The sequence below is a fragment of the Streptomyces sp. NPDC005761 genome, from assembly GCF_040630635.1.
GTDB lineage: Bacteria > Actinomycetota > Actinomycetes > Streptomycetales > Streptomycetaceae > Streptomyces.
In genome coordinates, this window is the sequence record NZ_JBEXXX010000029.1 from 12,450 (window position 1) to 27,957 (window position 15,508).

Annotated in this window: 13 protein-coding genes and 1 pseudogene; 9 read left to right on the forward strand and 5 right to left on the reverse strand. The window is 70.3% G+C overall.

The features are described 5' to 3' along the window. The first annotated feature begins 8 nt into the window (after positions 1 to 8). The 3 genes from thpR (at position 9) to ABZ434_RS24245 (ending at position 3,867) form a co-directional block, all read left to right on the forward strand. Positions 9 to 677 (forward strand): RNA 2',3'-cyclic phosphodiesterase, encoded by a 669-nt coding sequence (gene thpR / locus ABZ434_RS24235; protein WP_359140789.1) that lies wholly within the window; start codon positions 9 to 11, stop codon positions 675 to 677. A 333-nt stretch (positions 678 to 1,010) separates the two neighbouring features. Beyond that, complete coding sequence (locus tag ABZ434_RS24240; protein WP_359140567.1) at positions 1,011 to 2,177, forward strand: alanine--tRNA ligase-related protein; 1,167 nt, start codon at positions 1,011 to 1,013, stop codon at positions 2,175 to 2,177. A 313-nt stretch (positions 2,178 to 2,490) separates the two neighbouring features. After that, a complete protein-coding gene (locus tag ABZ434_RS24245) occupies positions 2,491 to 3,867 on the forward strand; it encodes a VWA domain-containing protein (RefSeq protein WP_359140570.1) in 1,377 nt (458 codons plus the stop codon). 135 nt (positions 3,868 to 4,002) lie between these two features. Here ABZ434_RS24245 and ABZ434_RS24250 read toward each other — a convergent pair whose 3' ends face one another. Then, entirely contained in the window at positions 4,003 to 5,298 is a 1,296-nt protein-coding gene (locus ABZ434_RS24250) for a right-handed parallel beta-helix repeat-containing protein (protein ID WP_359140573.1), read from the reverse strand. 492 nt (positions 5,299 to 5,790) lie between these two features. Between ABZ434_RS24250 and ABZ434_RS24255 the strand changes: the two genes are divergently transcribed. Beyond that, a complete protein-coding gene (locus tag ABZ434_RS24255; protein ID WP_359140576.1) occupies positions 5,791 to 6,072 on the forward strand; it encodes a hypothetical protein in 282 nt (93 codons plus the stop codon). Positions 6,073 to 6,230: 158 nt separating this feature from the next. Here ABZ434_RS24255 and ABZ434_RS24260 read toward each other — a convergent pair whose 3' ends face one another. Both ABZ434_RS24260 and ABZ434_RS24265 read right to left on the reverse strand, forming a co-directional pair. Further along, positions 6,231 to 6,596 (reverse strand): metalloregulator ArsR/SmtB family transcription factor, encoded by a 366-nt coding sequence (locus ABZ434_RS24260; protein WP_359140579.1) that lies wholly within the window; start codon positions 6,594 to 6,596, stop codon positions 6,231 to 6,233. Beyond that, positions 6,593 to 7,039: an SRPBCC domain-containing protein gene (locus tag ABZ434_RS24265; protein WP_359140582.1), complete on the reverse strand. Its 447-nt coding sequence runs from the start codon at positions 7,037 to 7,039 to the stop codon at positions 6,593 to 6,595. The genes ABZ434_RS24260 and ABZ434_RS24265 overlap by 4 nt, the downstream gene beginning before the upstream one ends. Before the next feature lie 509 nt (positions 7,040 to 7,548). Here ABZ434_RS24265 and ABZ434_RS24270 point away from each other — a divergent pair. Beyond that, positions 7,549 to 7,699: pseudogene (locus tag ABZ434_RS24270) on the forward strand (GDP-mannose pyrophosphatase); the annotation flags it as partial. A 50-nt stretch (positions 7,700 to 7,749) separates the two neighbouring features. Here ABZ434_RS24270 and ABZ434_RS24275 read toward each other — a convergent pair. Together ABZ434_RS24275 and ABZ434_RS24280 are read right to left on the reverse strand one after the other, a co-directional pair. Next, positions 7,750 to 8,367: a TOPRIM nucleotidyl transferase/hydrolase domain-containing protein gene (locus tag ABZ434_RS24275; RefSeq protein WP_359140584.1), complete on the reverse strand. Its 618-nt coding sequence runs from the start codon at positions 8,365 to 8,367 to the stop codon at positions 7,750 to 7,752. A 228-nt stretch (positions 8,368 to 8,595) separates the two neighbouring features. Continuing rightward, entirely contained in the window at positions 8,596 to 8,973 is a 378-nt protein-coding gene (locus ABZ434_RS24280) for a MerR family transcriptional regulator (protein WP_359140587.1), read from the reverse strand. A gap of 115 nt (positions 8,974 to 9,088) precedes the next feature. Here ABZ434_RS24280 and ABZ434_RS24285 point away from each other — a divergent pair, with 115 nt between their 5' ends. The 4 genes from ABZ434_RS24285 to ABZ434_RS24300 all read left to right on the forward strand — a co-directional run bounded on the left by ABZ434_RS24285 (position 9,089) and on the right by ABZ434_RS24300 (position 15,500). Then, a complete protein-coding gene (locus tag ABZ434_RS24285; RefSeq protein ID WP_359140590.1) occupies positions 9,089 to 10,162 on the forward strand; it encodes an alkene reductase in 1,074 nt (357 codons plus the stop codon). Positions 10,163 to 10,538: 376 nt separating this feature from the next. Then, entirely contained in the window at positions 10,539 to 13,913 is a 3,375-nt protein-coding gene (locus ABZ434_RS24290; protein WP_359140593.1) for a pyruvate carboxylase, read from the forward strand. Positions 13,914 to 14,197: 284 nt separating this feature from the next. After that, complete coding sequence (locus ABZ434_RS24295) at positions 14,198 to 14,770, forward strand: GNAT family N-acetyltransferase (RefSeq protein ID WP_359140596.1); 573 nt, start codon at positions 14,198 to 14,200, stop codon at positions 14,768 to 14,770. A 256-nt stretch (positions 14,771 to 15,026) separates the two neighbouring features. Continuing rightward, positions 15,027 to 15,500: a carboxymuconolactone decarboxylase family protein gene (locus ABZ434_RS24300; protein ID WP_359140599.1), complete on the forward strand. Its 474-nt coding sequence runs from the start codon at positions 15,027 to 15,029 to the stop codon at positions 15,498 to 15,500. The last annotated feature ends 8 nt before the right edge of the window (positions 15,501 to 15,508 follow it).

A 15,508-nucleotide genomic window follows, 5' to 3' on the forward strand; every position in this document is an offset into this window, starting at 1 on the left:
AGTCGCACGTGCCCGAAGAGACGCTGTCGGCGAGCATTCGCGTGTTCATCGCCCTCGCCCCGCCCGACCCCGCGAAGGAAGAGCTGGTCCGGGAACTTCGGCCTGCGTACGGCACGCATCCGCGCATGCGGTGGAATCGCGTCGAGGACTGGCACATCACCCTTGCGTTCCTCGGTGAGCTACCTGTCGGCACGGTCCCTCTCCTGCGCCCGCCACTCGCACGTGTCGCAGCGGCGCACCTCTCGCCGCGCCTTACGCTGCGGGGCGGCGGAGGCTTCGACGACCGGGTGCTGTGGACCGGAATCGACGGAGACCTGGGCGGGCTGCACGAGCTCGCCGCCGATGTGCGCGCCGCGGTCAGGGACTGCGGAATCGTGTTCGAGGAAAGGCCCCTGCGACCGCACCTCACGCTTGCCCGCGCCCGCCGAGGAGACCGCTCCTCCGTGTCGGAGATCGCGGCAGGGCTCGCCGGGTTCACCGGCCGCCCATGGGCCGCCGAGCGTCTGCACCTGGTCGGCAGCAACGCCGCCCGGAGCAGCGGGCCGATCCACTATCGCGACATCACGGCGTGGCCCCTCGGCGCCGGCGACCGCGGTGACACATCTTCAGCACCTCGGCCTGCTATGGACGGACACGATTCGGCGCACCCGCCCGCGGGCAGCGCACACGAGGGTTGAGCCCGGAATCCGGAAGCCGGAGCGGCCGAGCCGGTCACCGTGCCGTCCGGTCACCGCGCCGGCCGGTCACCGTGCCGGCCGGTGCGCCCCGGGGGAAATGAGTGTGCCTCGGAGTGCGGCCCGCGTTACAGTCGATCACATGAACGTCACCGGCCTCACCATCACCGCGACCGCGCGAGCGACCAGCTCGCCGGTTGCCGCCGTCTGACTTCCCCTCCCCCGGCGACCGGAAACGGTCCGTCGGCAGTGCCGTGGCGCCTTGGGCCCCGGCCGGGTGACTGAACGGTTCCGTTCTCCGGTGCCTCCCCCGCTGTTTCGCGAAGGAGCCATCCCATGAACACGGAACAACTGGTCCGTACGTTCGTCGAGTACTTCGAAGAGCGCGGTCATCACCGGATCGTCGGCTCGACGCTGCTGCCGCCACCGGGTGACCCGGTGCTGTTCACCACTTCCGGAATGCACCCGCTCACTCCTTACCTGGAGGGCCGCCCCCACCCGCTGGGCCGGCGGCTGGTCAACGTACAGCGTTGTCTGCGCACCACGGATCTGGAAGAGATCGGCGATGCCACTCACCTGACGGTCTTCGAGATGCTCGGTACCTGGTCGCTCGGCGACTACGAAGGACCGCTCAGCCTCGACTGGGGGTACGGGCTCCTCACCGAAGGCCTGGGAATCGACCGCAGCCTCCTGCACGCCACCGTCTACGCCGGCGACAGCCAGTGCGAACAGGACACCCCTTCCCTCCAGCTGTGGCAGGACCGCGGAGTCCCCGTCGAGCTCACCGTGGAGGACAACTGGTGGTCCAACGGAGCCACTGGACCGTGCGGCCCCGACTCCGAGATCTTCCTGTGGAACGGTGACGGCCCGCCCCGGTCGACGCCCACCCAGGACGACCGCTGGGTGGAGGTGTGGAACCACGTGATGATGAGGCACCGCCGGCTCGACGACGGTTCCCTTCGCCCCCTTCCCCAGCGGAACGTCGACACCGGGCTCGGCCTGGAGCGACTGGCCTCCCTGCTCCAGGGCAAGTCGTCCGTGTTCGAGTCCGACCTGTTCGAGCCGTGGCGTCGCCTCGTTCCACCCCTGTGGCGTCTGGACGAACCGTCGCTGCGTCTGGTCTGCGATCATCTGCGCTCAGCCGTCGTGGTGCTGGGCGACGGAGTGCGCCCGGCCAACACCGGACGGGGCTACGTACTGCGCCGCCTGGTACGACGGGTCCTCACCGTGTTGTGGCGGGAGGATCCCTCGTACGGTCTCGCCGACCTGCCGGACGACCTGGTCCGGCACACCCTGGACCACTTCCGGCAGGAGCTTCCCAAGGCCGACGTACAACAGGTGCTGCTGGACGAGGAGCGCCGGTTCAAGCTGCTCATGGAGCGCGGCCGGCAGGTTCTCGCCCGCCCGCGGTTCCGAGGACTGCTCACCGACGACGACTTCCACTATCTCCACGACACCCATGGTCTGCCTCGTGACCTGATCACCAGCCTGCGCCGAGGCTGACGAGCACGGCACCGGGTGGGAAGGGCATCCAGGCAGCCGTCCCCCACCCGGTGCCGCGGGCCGCGCACGTCCGGAGCGGCCCGGAAGTGCGCAGCGCTGCGCACCGTGCGCCTCGCCCGGCAGCACGCTCGTGACCCGCCCGGAAACGGCGCGGCTGCCGTGGCCCTCGGTGGCCCTCGCGCCTCAGCAGTCGGCGGGCACAGCCCCTCGGCATCGGCCCGACTGCCATCCGGCGCACGGCCGTTGCGTACGTCGTCGTACGTCGTCGGACCCGGGAGGGCCACGTCCCGCCGGGGACAGGCACACTGTCCGTGTGACGACACTGAGCAAGGGCGCCAACATGCCGGTGACGGCCTCCACCGTCAGAGCCGTCCTGGGCTGGTCGCCCGGTTCCGGCGTGCCGGACGTGGACGCTTCCGCGCTGCTGCTGACCAGTGGCGGACGGGTCCGCTCCGACGACGACTTCGTCTTCTACAACCAGCCGCGGCACGCGTCCGGTGCCGTGCGTCATCTCGGCAAGCAGGCGTCGTCCGACGCGCTGGAGGTCGCTCTCGGTGCGGTGGGGCCAGACATCGAGCGGGTCGCGCTGTGCGCTTCGGTCGACGGTGGGACGTTCGGGCAGGTGCCCGGCCTTCACCTGCGGCTGCTCGATGCCGCGTCCGGTGTCGAATTGGCCCGCTTCGACATGGAGGCCGGCGCGGAGACCGCCTATGTGAGCGGCGAGCTCTACCGGCGCGACGGCGGGTGGAAGTTCCGCGCCGTCGGCCAGGGTTACACAAACGGACTGGCCGGTCTGGCGACCGACTTCGGAATCAGTGTCGACGAGGAGCAGCCTGCCGCTGTGCCGCCGTCACCCCGTCCCTCGCCCGCCCCGTCCCCAGTCGCCGCGCCGTCCGCACCCGGCCGGGACGAACCGTCGATCCGGCTCACCAAGGGTGAGGAGAATCTTCCGGTCGACATGCGCAAGCGGCTGTCCCTGCGCAAACAACAGGTCGCCGTCAGTCTGACGAAGCACGGTCTGACCCGGCTGACGGCACGCGTCATCCTCGTTCTCGACGCGTCCGGATCGATGGGCGGCCTCTACACGCGCGGCACCGTCGCCGGTGTCACCGAGCGGATGGCTGCCGTCGCGGCCCAGCTCGACGACGACGGGGAGATGCAGGCCTGGACGTTCGCCAGCAATCCTGCCCGGTTGCCCGACCTCTTGATCGGTGAACTGCCCACGTGGCTGGAGATGCACGTGCGCGTGGGTCAGGTCAGCCTCTTCGGCCGCAAGAAGCCGCCGAAAGGGCTGCGTCCCGGACAGGTCGACATGCGAGCGGTCGGGATCCAGAACGAGGAGCAGAAGGTCATTGCCGAAGTGCGTGCCTTCGTGCGCGACAACCCGGTGCCCGACCCGACCCTCGTCCTGTTCTTCTCGGACGGAGGGGTGTACCGCAATGACGAGATCGAGCGGGAGTTGCGTGCGGCGGTGGAGGAGCCCGTCTTCTGGCAGTTCATCGGCCTCGGCAGGTCGCAGTACGGTGTGCTGGAACGCTTCGACACCTTGCCCGGCCGACGGGTCGACAACGTCGGCTTCTTCGCTGCGGACGACATCGAGAAGGTCCCGGACGCGGAGCTGTACGACCGGCTCCTGTCGGAGTTCCCGTCCTGGCTGAGGGAGGCCCGGCAGCTCGGCATCCTGCGCTGAACGTGCGTGCCGGTCCGCTCGCCCCTGGAGGAAGGACGAGGCGCCGCCCGGAGACGGCGCCACCGGAGGCCGCGCGCGCGGCCTCCGGCCCCGGAGCCTCCCGTACGTGCGTGAGCGGCACCGTCCGCCGGTCGCTTACGGCTTCACGACGGTGCCGCCGAACGTCACGACGAGGCGGCCGTCCGCAGCGAACGACCAGCCCAGGGCTCCGTCGTAGGAGGAGCACCGGGAGCCGTTCGCCCCGGTCCAGAACTGGTTGGAGCCGTCGGCGTCACCGACCGTCTTGTCGTTCGACCCGCTGCCACTGCGGCAGGAGGTGTTGTTCCGGTACACGGAGGTGCCCTTGTCGAAGGAGAAGTTTCGCTCCTCGTTGTCTATGCCGACGTTGTCCGACACCGTCATCGAGCCGGGGTTGCTGTTGTACGTGAATCCGTGATGCCCGTTGCCGTAGGCGATGTTGCGGCGCACGATGTGGTCGACCTCGATGCCGTCGCCGCCGAGCTTGAAGCCGTTGCGGTCTCCATCGGCGTTCACGGTTCCGTCCGAGAGCGTGCCGTTGCTGTAGGAGAGGGAGTCCTCGATGGTCACCGGGCCGATGGGGCCGGTCTCGTTCTTCGTGTAGAGGTCCCAGCCGTCATCGATGTTGTTGTGGGACACCGTGTAACGGAAGACGTTTCCGGGGCCGGAAGTGAGCTTGGGGGCGAAACCGTCGGCGTCCTCACCGTCGGAGTCGGCGTTGTCGTGCGACTCCGAACTCAGGATGAGGTTGTTGGCGGGCCACTCGTCGTCGGGGGTGGTCGAGGCGATCCGTGAGATCTGCAGCCCCGAGTCATGATTGAAGCGCGTCACGACTCGCTCGACGATGTTGTTGCTGCCGCCGACGAAGATCCCGTTGTCACCGGCGTGCTCGACGATGATTCCGTCGATGTGCCAGAAGTCCCCGTTCACGGCCAGCCCGCGGTTGGCCGGGTCCTCGCTCATCTCGGCGAAGTTCAGCACCGGGGTCTCCCCCGGGTAGGCGGCCAAGGTCGTGCGGGCACCCGACGAGCCGCTGTTGCCCGGCGGGATGGTGACCGTCTGTGCGTAGTGGTACGTCCCGCCGCGCAGGTAGACCGTGCCGCCGGAGTCGACGCGGCTGATGGCGGAGGCCAGCGTCGTCGGATCCGCCTCTGTTCCGGCTGCGTCGTCGGTGCCGTCGGGTGCCACGTAGAGGGCTGTGGCGTCCAGGGCGGCGGAGGCCGTCACCGTCTCGCTGCCGGCTGCGCCGAGGACGGGCAGGCATGTCCCCGAGCCCGCGCCGGAGCTCGTGCAGGCGGCGGTCGGTTCTCCGGCCCGGTGCAGGGTGGGGGCGGCCTGCGCGGTCGCGCCCGACACGGCGGCAAGCGAGCCGGCCAGCAGGCTGACGCATGCGATAACGGGTTTGATCTGCATCGTTCGACTCCAGGTGGGGTTGGTTCGTTCGACGAGTTCGTGCGGCGAAATCGTGCGGTCGCTCGGTCCGCCTCTGAGTGGGGTGGCAGATCGAGCAACTGCGTTGCGGGGAAGACGTTTTCGGCGCGACACGACCGGGGCACCCTCTTCTTCCGAAACCCCAGTCGTGGCACCGTGAGTGTTCGAGTCCTTGAACAACTCACGCGGAGAGGATCCCCCCCCGCGAGCCGCACAAGCGCTTTCTACTGACCATAGAATGCCATCATGTTCACGTCAATGAACATGTACATGAAACACAGTCATGTTCGTGAACATGAACTGCGCATGGAAAGCGGTCGGCGGCATGCGCGATTGCCACGGGGCGGCCGAGGGTCTTCCCCGACCGCGACCGGCCGCCACGCCTCGCGTGGCATCATCCGGCCGTCGCCACGGTGTACGCCGATCCCCGTCGCCTGACGTCGCCTCAGGTCGCGTACGGTGCGGCCGGTTCAGGTGTCAGGAGCTCTCAGCCGCTTCACGGACGTCGCCGCCCGGCGCCAGCGCGCCGAGCCCGAACAGGTCGATGCGCTGATCGATCAGCGCATCGGCTCACGAGACGTCGAGGTAGTTGTCCTGGCGCAGTGGCCGGATGCCTGCGAGGTCCTGAGCGACGAGGAGACCCGCGCGCGATACTGCCGCCGGCAGCTGACCTCGAACGCGAGCCCGCCGAAGTCCCGGACGGCACGGCTTTTCCCCTCCCCCGCCCCCGGTCGCACCGGAAGGCACGACGTGTAGGTCACACGATCGCGGCAGCACGGGGGAGGGAACAGGGGGAACGGCATGCTACGGCCGGATCCCGCCCGTCGTGTGCGGAACCTCGACCGCGTACCACCCGGGCCCGGCCCCTCAGGTGTGCCGGGGGCCGGCTACCCGGGCAGGGACCGAAGCCGGCTTCACGCGGGCCCTGTCGTACGCTCCCGCTCCGCCGACTCGGCGACGCGTTTGATGAGCGCCAGCCGCCGGTCCCAGTCGGCAGCCAGGGAGGTCATCCACCGTGCCGTCGCGTCGAGCGCCGCGGGGCGTACCGCGTACCGCACCTCGCGCCCGACCCGGGTGCCGGAAACCAGCTCGGCGGCACCCAGAACGGCGAGGTGCTTGACCACCGCCTGTCGCGAGACGGGCAGCCGCTCGGCCAGCGTCGTCGCGGTGGCCTCCCCCTGCGCCGCGAGCAGATCGAGCAACTGACGTCGCGTCGGATCGGCCAGCGCGCCGAGAACGCTGCTGACGGCCTCGGCGGCGCCCGGTTGTTCTTGTGTCATGCGCCGGGCTGTTCGGCACGCGTCTTGAGCGCGTCGAGCTCCAGGGGCCAGCCGCCGGTGTGGTCCTTGAGGTTCTGACTGCGCAGTTCCTCGGATCCCGCCAGTGCCGCGAACCCGCTCTCGACGACGCGCAGCCGCGTCCGCTCGCCCTCCTGCGCCAAGGTGAACTCCACGAGGGTGCTGTTGTTCTCGCTCAGTTCCTCGCCCGGGAACGCGCTGGTCCAGCGGTACGCCAGGTACGTCGGCGGCCTCACCTTCTCCACACGCACCGGGAAGTCGCCGTGCTCGGCGTGCTTCGCCACCATCGATTCGCCTTCTCTCGCCACGGTGCCCGGCAGGCTCGCCTTGTCGGCCACCCAGAAGCCGGGCTGGGCCACCAGTGACCAGACCCGCTCCAGGGGCGCCTCGATCAACGTCTCGCGTTCGATCCGGTCCTCGCTCATGAGGTGACTCCGTCTCTCGAATCCGTGTGACTTGCAACTCCAGGGTTGCACAACAGGAGATCACGCGCAACCTGCAAGTTGCACGACGAGCCTGTGGCCGCAGGGGTGGTCCACGGATCCACAGGAGTGTGCCGTCATGGCCACCGATTCCCGTTCGCTGATGATCCTCGTCGCCGGTCCCTACCGGTAGGGCACCGGAGACGACCCGGACGAGCTGGAGGCCGACGTCCGCGCGATGAACGAGTCGGCCCTCAGCCTCTTCCGCGACGGGCACCTGCCCGTCACCGGCGAGGCCCTCGCTCTGCCGCTCCTGGACGTCGCGGGAAGCGCCCGGCCCGGCGACCCGCTGTTCGACGAGATCTTCCACCCGGTCGCCGAGCAGCTCCTCGACCGCTGCGACGCCGTTCTGCGGATCGGCGGCGCGTCCGAGGGGGCGGACCGCATGGGCACCCGGGCCCGCGTCTGGGCACGGCCGTCTACACCGATCCCGCCGACGTCCCGGCCGCCCGATGAGCGCGGGAATCGACACACCCGACCGCCGTGGCCGGACCGGACTGGACCGGCCACGGCCTCGACCTGACCGGCAACCCTCGCCTCCGGATCCACGACGTAAAGGTCGTCTCCCGCGACTGGTACGCCCTGCGCAGGACCACGTTCGACGACGGTTGCCCGGGACAGCCCATGGTCAGGCGGCCGACGACGCCTGTCGGTCAGAGGCCTGCGAGCAGGCCGTCGAGCGGGGCGGGTACGTGGTCGGAGTCGAGTGCCTCGACGAGGACGCGGCCATAGTGGATCTTGCGCCCCTTCTTCGTACCGAGAAAGCGCCGGACGCGTTGCTGCGGGGTACGGCTCTGCTGGGCGGGCTGGTGCAGGAAGGTCTGGAAGGCGCGCCGGTCGCCCTCGGCCCGGATGAGTTCCTCCACACGCGTCACCCCCAGGGCGCGGATGAGCTCATCCTCCAGATCTGCCGCGCAGACGTAGAACTCCTCCTGAGCGGCGTCCGCGCGCTCCAGACCACGTGTGTAGTAGGGCCGTTCGGCCTCGTCGCACAGCCCCGTGAGCCGCAGGCCCAGTCCGGGTGGCCCGAGCAGGCGGGCGAAGCGCCCGACGCTCATGGCACCGCCCATCGGCAGGACGCAGATCCCTTCGGCCGCCAGGTCCCGGCCCCGGCGCGCTGCCAGGGCGTTCACCGCTGCGGAATCGCTCGGCCCCTCCAGCAGGACCGCTGCCCGGACGGGCAGCCGTGCGGCCAGTTCCCGCGCGGGATCACCGGGACCGCCCGCCGCCCACGCGATGACACTCTCCCGGAACAGTTCCATGTCAGCCACGGAACGAGTCTCCGCCCCAGCCTGTTCCCCCGGTAGTGATTTTCCGCGGATGGTCGCGAGGCAGACCCCGCCGGCCCCTTCCCACCGGCATGGGCGGTTCCGTTCACGGAGACGAGCGAGCCGCATCGTCAAGGACGACACCGTGAAGGAGCCGAGCGGGCGACGCGGCAGCAGCCGCACACCGCCCGCCCCGCCCCTACCCGTTCGGCCGTCGACCGGGTGCGCCGGTCAGCCGGCCACCGGCGACCCCAACTGCTCCCGGTGTGCCCGGGCCGTCGCGACCAACGCGTCCAGGGTGCCCCTGGTCCGTACGAGGTCGTCGATGTGCGCGGAGAGCCGGTCGCGCTCCTGGGCCATCCGCTCCAGCGCGGAGTCGGAGTTCTCCCGGCTGGGCGCGTCGACACAGGGCAGCAGCTCGACGATGGTGCGGCTGGACAGGCCTGCCGCGTAGAGGCCCTGGATGAACCCGACCCGCTCGACCTGGTCCTCCGTGTAGTGCCGCTGCCCGCTGGAACTGCGGGTGCCGACGAGCAGCCCCTGCTCCTCGTAGTAGCGCACGGACCGGACACTCACCCCGGCCCGTGACGCGAGCTCACCGATGCGCACGGCACCCTCCCGATCGTGTCCTGCGCCACAGGACTTGCCTCTGACATCAATGTGAGGTTTTAGCGTAACTGCATGCCCGACGTTCGGGCACCGCTGAACGCGAAGGAGTCCTGCCGTGACATCCCTTTTCACCGGCTACCGTCTCGCCGGGCTGCCGCTGCCCAACCGGGTGGTCATGGCCCCGATGAGCCGGGTCCGGGCTGCCGCCGGCGGGCTGGCGACACCGTCCATGGCCTCCTACTACGCCCAGCGGGCCAGCGCCGGGCTGATCGTGAGCGAAGGAGTTCAGCCGAGCGTGATCGGTCAGTCCAATCCTGGGACGCCGGGGCTGCACACGGACGAGCAGGTCGCGTCCTGGCGCCCCGTGACCGCCGCCGTCCATGCCAACGGCGGTCGGATCTTCGCCCAGATCATGCACGGCGGCCGGGTGTCGCATCCCGACACCACCGGTATGCAGCCGATCGCACCCTCGGCTGTCCCGGCCGTCGGCGACGTGTTCACCCCGACCGGCCCGCAGCCCGCCCCCATGCCCCGCTCGCTGGACACCGCAGAGGTGCCCGAGCATGCGGAGTCGTATGCCCTGGCCGCCCGCCGCGCCGTCGACGCCGGATTCGACGGGGTGGAACTGCACGGCGCCAACGGCTACTTGATATCCCAGTTCCTCTCGACCAACGCCAACCTGCGCACGGACCGCTACGGCGGCCCGGTCGCCAACCGGATTCGCTTCGCCGTCGAGGCCGTCGCCGCCACCGTCGACGCCGTCGGGGGTGACAGGACCGGAATCCGCCTCTCACCGGGCGGGTTGTTCTGGGGGGTCCAGGACAGCGACACCATCGAGCTCTACACCGCGCTCCTGACCGAACTGGCCCGCCTCGACGTCGCCTACGTACACCTTGAGGCCACTGTCGAGGAGGAGGCCCTCCTCACGCTGCGCCGTGCGTGGCCGGGCACCCTGATCATCAATCCCACCCTGCCGATGGGCCCCAAGCAGACCGGCCGGGACGACGCCGAACACTGGCTCGGGCTGGGGGCCGAACTGATCAGCTTCGGCCGCGCCTTCATCGCCAATCCCGACCTCGTGGAGCGGCTGCGCGGCGGACTGCCGATCGCCCCCGTCGACGAGGCCACGTACTACCAGGGCGGTGACGCCGGCTACCTGACCTATCCGGCCCATCAGTACACGGCCTGACTCCCCCGCCCCGCACCGCCGGCCGCGCCTGCTTCCGAAAGGCCGCAGGTACGCGTCCGGACGGGGCGTCAGGGCACCGCGGTGAACCCCGCACCCGTGATGTGCAGGGCGCTCGGCCTCGTCGAGCGGAGCCGTCGCAAGGGTGTGCCGGAGCCGTGCTTCCGAGCGCCGGCGAACTCCGTTCGCGGCACGTGACGCACGCCATCCTTTGCGCCCGCGATCTCTGGGAAGGTCTCCGGTACGGTGTCGAACGCTCCGGGCCCGAGAACCCCGGAGCACTTCACCACCGCCACGTGACCACCGGATGCCATCCGTGTATCCCGTGCGACATCGCCTGTCCTGAGGCCACGCGCCCGTGACACGACTGGGGAGTTTGATGTTCGACAAGGTTTTGGTCGCCAACCGCGGAGAGATCGCGATCCGGGCGTTCCGCGCGGCGTTCGAGCTCGGAATCTCCACCGTGGCCGTGTACCCGCACGAGGACCGCAACTCATTGCACCGGGCCAAGGCCGACGAGGCCTACCGGATCGGGGAGCCCGGGCACCCCGTGCGGGCCTACCTCTCCGTCGACGAGGTGATCAAGGCCGCCCGGAAGGCGGGCGCCGACGCGGTGTACCCGGGGTACGGCTTCCTGTCGGAGAATCCGGACCTCGCGGCTGCCTGCTCCGAGGCCGGGATCACGTTCGTCGGGCCGCCGGCGCCGGTGCTGAACCTGACGGGGAACAAGTCCCGGGCGGTCGCGGCCGCCCGGGCCGCCGGCGTTCCGGTACTGAAGTCGTCCGAACCCTCCGAGGACGTCGACGCTCTCGTCGCAGCCTCGGGCGACATCGGCTTCCCGGTCTTCGTCAAGGCCGTCGCCGGCGGCGGTGGGCGCGGCATGCGCCGGGTCGCGGAACCGGGCGATCTGCGCGAGGCGATCGACGCCGCCATGCGCGAGGCCGGGTCCGCCTTCGGAGACGCGACCGTCTTCCTGGAGCAGGCGGTGATCAACCCCCGCCACATCGAGGTGCAGATCCTCGCCGACGCCGAGGGCAACGTCGTCCATCTCTACGAGCGTGACTGCTCCTTGCAGCGCCGCCACCAGAAGGTCGTCGAGATCGCGCCCGCCCCGAACCTGGACCCTGGACTGCGGGACCGGATCTGCGCCGACGCGGTCGCTTTCGCGCGTCACATCGGGTACGTGAACGCGGGCACAGTCGAGTTCCTCGTCGACGAGCGCGGCAACCACGTGTTCATCGAGATGAACCCGCGCATCCAGGTCGAGCACACCGTCACCGAGCAGGTCACCGGACGCGACCTGGTGATCGCCCAGCTGCGCATCGCCGCCGGCATGACGCTGCCCGATCTGCATCTCACGCAGGACGACATCACCCTCAACGGCACGGCGCTGCAGTGCCGCATCACGACGGAGGACCCGGCGAACGGGTTCCGGCCTGACACCGGCACCATCTCCGCGTACCGCTCGCCGGGCGGGCCGGGCGTCAGGCTGGACGGCGGAACCGTGCACACCGGCGCCGAGGTGTCGGCCCACTTCGACTCGATGCTGGTCAAGCTGACCTGCCACGGGCACGACTTCACCAACGCGGCGCGTCGTGCGCGCCGGGCGATCGCGGAGTTCCGTATCCGTGGGGTGGCGACGAACCTGCCGTTCCTGGGGGCTGTGCTGGACCAGCCCGACTTCCGGGCGGGGCACATCACGACCAGCTTCATCGAGGAGCATCCGGAGCTGATCCGGGCCCGTCCGTCGGCCGACCGCGGCAGCCGCATGCTCGGCTATCTCGCGGAGACCACGGTCAACCGGCCGTACGGGCCCCGGCCCTCGGTCATCGAGCCCGCCGACAAGCTGCCCGCCCTGCCGGCCGGGACACCGCCGGCCGGGTCCCGGCAGCGCCTCGCGGCCATCGGTCCGGAGGCCTTCGCCGCCGAACTGCGCGCCCAGTCCGCCGTCGCCGTCACCGACACCACGTTCCGCGACGCCCATCAGTCGCTGCTGGCCACCCGGGTGCGTACCCGCGACCTGCTGGCCGTCGCCCCGCACGTCGCGCAGACCGTGCCCCAGCTGCTGAGCATCGAGTGCTGGGGCGGGGCCACCTACGACGTGGCGCTGCGCTTCCTGGCCGAGGACCCGTGGGAGCGCCTGGCCAAGCTCCGGGAAGCCGTGCCGAACATCTGTACGCAGATGCTGCTGCGCGGACGCAACACGGTCGGCTACACGCCCTACCCCACCGAGGTCACCGAGGCGTTCGTCGCTGAGGCGGCGTCCACCGGAATGGACATCTTCCGGATCTTCGACGCCCTCAACGACGTGTCCCAGATGCGTCCGGCGATCGATGCCGTCCGCGCCACCGGCACCTCGGTGGCCGAAGTGGCGCTCTGCTACACCGCGGACCTCTCGGACCCCGGCGAGACCCTGTACACGCTGGACTACTACCTGCGTCTCGCCGAGCAGATCGTGGAGGCCGGCGCCCATGTGCTCGCCATCAAGGACATGGCCGGGCTGCTGCGTCCGCCCGCGGCCCGTACCCTCGTCACCGCGCTGCGCGAACGCTTCGACCTGCCCGTGCACCTGCACACCCACGACACCGCAGGCGGGCAGCTCGGCACACTGATCGCGGCGATCGACGCGGGCGTGGACGCGGTGGACGCGGCCGTCGCCTCCATGGCCGGAACCACCAGCCAGCCCCCGCTGTCGGCACTGGTGGCCGCCACGGATCACACCGAGCGGGCGACCGGTCTGTCCCTCCAGGCGGTCGGCGACCTGGAGCCCTACTGGGAGGCGACCCGCAAGGTGTACGCCCCCTTCGAGTCCGGGCTGGCCTCGCCGACCGGGCGGATCTACCACCACGAGATCCCCGGCGGGCAGCTGTCCAATCTGCGCCAGCAGGCCATCGCGCTCGGTCTCGGAGACCGCTTCGAGCTCATCGAGGACTGCTACGCGGCCGCCGACCGCATGCTCGGCCGGCTGGTGAAGGTGACGCCGTCGTCGAAGGTCGTCGGCGACCTGGCGCTGCATCTGGTGGGCGCGGGCGTCGAAGCGTCGGACTTCGAGTCCGACCCCGGCAAGTTCGACGTCCCGGACTCCGTGATCGGCTTCCTGCGGGGCGAACTCGGCGACCCGCCCGGCGGCTGGCCCGAGCCCTTCCGTACCCGTGCGCTCCAGGGGAGGCCGGCGAAGACGCAGACGCCGCACCTGTCGGACGAGGACCTCGAGGCCCTGCGGGAGTCCCCGCGCGCGACGCTGAACCGGCTCCTGTTTCCCGGCCCGACCAAGGAGTTCGACGCCCACCGCGAGGCGTACGGGGACACCTCCGTGCTGCCGACGCAGGACTTCCTGTACGGCCTGGAGACGGAGACCGAGCACACGGTCACGCTCGACCCCGGCGTCACCCTCCTGATCGAGCTGGAGGCGATCTCCGAGCCCGACGAGCGCGGCTTCCGGAGCGTACTGGCCACCCTCAACGGCCAGTTGCGGCCGGTCTCGGTGCGGGACAAGTCCGTCGCGACCGATGTGAAGGCTGCGGAGAAGGCGGACCGCGGCAACGAGGGCCATGTCGCCGCGCCGTTCGCGGGCGTGGTGACGCTGCAGGTCGAGGAGGGCGCTTCGGTGTCGGCCGGCCAGACGGTTGCCACCATCGAGGCGATGAAGATGGAGGCGTCGATCACGGCACAGGCCGCAGGGGTGGTGAGCCGTCTGGCGATCGGCAAGGTGCAGCAGGTCGAAGCCGGTGATCTGCTGATCGAGGTCGGCTGAGGCTCCGCGCCCGCCCGCACACCTGCGGGCGGGCCGCCGGTCCGGTCCCGGGTCAGCCGGAGCACCGGGCCGCGTGGTGGGAACGGCGACGAGGCGCCCTGCGGGTTCAGGAAGGCCTGCTCGCGCCGGAGTACCGGCCCGAGGCGGAGAGTCGGGGGTCGACGCCTGCCGCGGCGCGGGGCGCGCGCAGGACCCCACGGGCATCGGCCGCACAGTGATCTTCATGGGCCGAGCTCAGGCGTGGAGCCCGCCCGCCGGCTCGGACCGCATGCCACTGTGGTGCCATGACCATCGACGTTCGCCCGGCATCGGACTTCGAGGACGTACGTGCGCTCCTCGGCCCGAAGTCACCCGACGCAAACGTGTGCTGGTGCCTGAGCCACCGGGTCCCGGCCGGCCTCAACAACGAGTTGCGCGGTCCGGCTCGCGGTGAGTACGTCGCCGGGTTGTGCCGCGAGCAGCCCCCGCCCGGGGTTCTCGCCCATGACGGCGACGAGCCGGTCGGCTGGGCCGCCGTGGCACCGCGCTCCGACACCTCGTTCGCACGCAGCCGCAGGATTCCGCACGTCGACGACCTGCCGGTGTGGTCCCTTTGGTGCATCCGCGTACGCCCCGGCCACCGGAAGAAGGGGATCTCGCATGCCCTCATCGCCGGTGCCGTCGAGTTCGCCCGGTCCAACGGGGCGCCGGCGATCGAGGCCTACCCGCTCGACAGCGGTGACGCCAAGGTCGACCTCACGATGGCGTTCGCCGGGATCCGGAAGAACTTCGAGCGCGCCGGGTTCACCCACGCTGCCGACACCACGTCCGTACTGGCCGGGCATCCCCGGGTCCTGATGCGCCTCGACCTGCGGTGACGGCCCCGCCCGTTGGGACACGATGCTCACCGCCGCCGCAGCCCTGGGCGCGGCTGACCGCCCTCGACGTCGCCACCATGGCCCGGCCGGAAGCCACTTCCCACTCTGCTCGGTGAGGGCTCGGGCACCCGGGTGTCGGAGCTGGTGCCCCGCCCGTAAATCAGCGGGGAGACGCACGTCACGTACGCCCCTGTCACATTCTTCCGATCCGGCCCGTCACAGAGGTGTACCCGTCACCATCACCAGGGAGAACACCATGGAAGCGCGTCTCAACCTGTTCGCCAATCCGCTGGCGGCCAAGTCCTTGAAGCACCTGGTCGCGGCGGGCCGGGCCTTCGCGGACTCGACCCTGCCGGCTGCGACGGCGGAGCTGGTGAAGCTCCGGGCAAGTCAGATCAACGGCTGCGGTGTCTGCACCGACATGCACACCAAGGACGCCACGGCCGCCGGGGAGACCGCGACCCGTCTCCACCTCGTGGCGGCCTGGCGGGAGGCGACGGTGTTCACCGACGCCGAGCGCGCCGCGTTGGAGCTGGCCGAGCAGGGCACCCGCATCGCGGACGCCGCCGGAGGTGTCTCGGACGAGGCCTGGGCCAACGCCGCCAAGCACTTCGACGAGGATCAGCTCGTCGCGCTCGTGGCGACCATCGCGTTCATCAACACCTTCAACCGGCTGAACGTGATCGTCCAGCAGCCCGCGGGCGACTACCAGCCCGGTCAGTTCGGGTAGCCGCGAGC